This window comes from Taibaiella koreensis, from assembly GCF_003545715.1.
GTDB classification, from domain to species: domain Bacteria; phylum Bacteroidota; class Bacteroidia; order Chitinophagales; family Chitinophagaceae; genus Taibaiella; species Taibaiella koreensis.
This window is the reverse complement of the sequence record NZ_QVNU01000013.1, coordinates 10001-12431: the sequence shown is the minus strand read 5'-3', so window position 1 is coordinate 12431 and position 2431 is coordinate 10001. Positions and strand designations below refer to the sequence as shown.

The 2431-nt window shown below is 48.8% G+C and carries 2 rRNA genes (1 of these 2 only partly in view); both read right to left on the bottom strand.

The window, feature by feature from the left end:
• Positions 1–161 precede the first annotated feature (161 nt).
• A 5S ribosomal RNA gene (gene rrf / locus DZK30_RS25465) occupies positions 162–271 on the bottom strand.
• A 170-nt stretch (positions 272–441) separates the two neighbouring features.
• Positions 442–2431 (bottom strand): 23S ribosomal RNA (locus DZK30_RS25460) (it continues 889 nt past the right edge of the window).

Genomic DNA, 2431 nt, shown 5'->3' with positions numbered 1-2431 from the left:
GATCCGTTCAGATCGCTGCGCGCTCAGCTATCCCTGGGGATACCCTTCTCACAGACGCGTTGCGGCTCCTGCTGCAGCTTGCAGCAAGCACGTTCCGGCCGCGGCGGTTATGGCCATAAAAAAAGAGTCCCTCAACTTTCGTTGAAGGACTCTTTAAATAAATATGGCAGCTACCTACTCTCCCGGATTTAACCAGTACCATCGGCCATGAGGGGCTTAACTTCTCTGTTCGGAAAGGGAAGAGGTGAACACCCTCGGCAATACCACCATAAGCTCTTTGTTAGTATTGAGATTTCAGTATTTTGAGTATTGAGATCATTTTCATATCTCCTCTCTGATACAGTATAGCTCATGTCTAACCATAATAAGTTAACATATTGGGTCAGCTCAGATAGATTCTTTAATAACAACTTATAAGCTTATACTCCTAAAAGTATAATAAAGTTAAAGCGTACGTGCAATTAGTACTACTCGGCTTTGATGTTACCACCTTTACACCTGTAGCCTATCAACGTCGTAGTCTTCGACGGCACTTAAAAGTAAACTCATCTTAAGGAAGGTTTCGCGCTTAGATGCTTTCAGCGCTTATCCTTTCTGTACATAGCTACTCGGCACTGCACCTGGCGGCACAACCGATACACCAGCGGTACATACAACCCGGTCCTCTCGTACTAAGGTCATGTCCTCGCAATTTACTAACGCCCACCACAGATAGAGACCAAACTGTCTTGCGACGTTCTGAACCCAGTTCACGTGCCACTTTAATGGGCGAACAGCCCAACCCTTGGGACCTTCTCCAGCCCCAGGATGTGACGAACCGACATCGAGGTGCCAAACCTCCCCGTCGATATGAGCTCTTGGGGGAGATCAGCCTGTTATCCCCGGAGTACCTTTTATCCTTTGAGCGACGACCCTTCCATTCAGAATCGCCGGATCACTTTAGCCTGCTTTCGCACCTGCTCGACTAGTCAGTCTCACAGTCAAGCTCCCTTATACTAATACGCTCTACGCACGATTACCAACCGTGCTGAGGGAACCTTTGCGAGCCTCCGTTACGCTTTGGGAGGCGACCACCCCAGTCAAACTACCCACCATGCAATGTCTCCCCAGGGGGGATTAGACTCTAAGTAACAGAAGGTTGGTATTTCAACGGTGACTCCACACACACTAGCGTGCATGCTTCATAGTCTCCCAACTATGCTACACATCTGTTACCCAAAATCAATGCAAAGTTGTAGTGAAGGTTCACGGGGTCTTTTCGTCCCGTGGCGGGTAACCGGCATCTTCACCGATACTACAATTTCACCGGGCTCGTGGAGGAGACAGTGTGCAACTCATTAGACCATTCGTGCAGGTCGGAACTTACCCGACAAGGAATTTCGCTACCTTAGGACCGTTATAGTTACGGCCGCCGTTTACTGGGGCTTCAGTCGTAAGCTTCACCTTGCGGCTGACAAACTTCCTTAACCTTCCAGCACCGGGCAGGTATCAGGCTCTATACTTCATCTCTCGATTTCGCAGGGCCCTGTGTTTTTGCTAAACAGTTGGTTGCACCATTTTACTGAGACCGCATCACTGCGGTTGGCTTTATCCCGAAGTTACAGCCATAATTTGCCTAGTTCCTTCTCCACGGCTCACCCGAGCGCCTTAGAATACTCTTCTCGACTACCTGTGTCGGTTTACGGTACGAGCTGTATTATACGAACCTTAGAAGTTTTTCTCGGCAGTCTGATTACAGTCACTATCTGCGCCACCGAAGCTTTGCAGTACTATCAGGTTTCAGCACAACCGGCGGATTTGCCTACCAGTCGTATACCTACGCCCTTTAACGAACTATTCCGTCAGTTCGCGGACTTGTCACTTCTGCGTTACTCCATCGAATATAATACAGGCATGGGAATATTAACCCATTATCCATCGACTTCCCCTTTCGGGTATGCCTAAGGTCCCGGCTAACCCTGATCCGATTAACGTTGATCAGGAACCCTTAGTCTTTCGGCGACAAGGTTTTTCACCTTGTTTATCGTTACTCATTCCTACATTTTCTTTTCCATACGCTCCAGCATGCCTCGCGACACACCTTCGATGCTGTATGGAATGCTCTCCTACCGATCTCCTTTACAGAAGATCCTATAGCTTCGGCACTACGTTTGATGCCCGATCATTTTCCGCGCCCGAACCCTCGACCAGTGAGCTGTTACGCACTCTTTAAATGAATGGCTGCTTCCAAGCCAACATCCTGGCTGTCTTAGGATTTGAACATCGTTTAACCAACTTAACGTAGATTTAGGGGCCTTAGCTGATAGTCTGGGTTGTTCCCCTCTCGGCCATGGACCTTAGCGCCCACAGCCTCACTGCCGCAGATATCTATTAGCATTCGGAGTTTGTCAGGATTTGGTAGGCGGTGAAGCCCCCTAGTCCAATCAGTAGC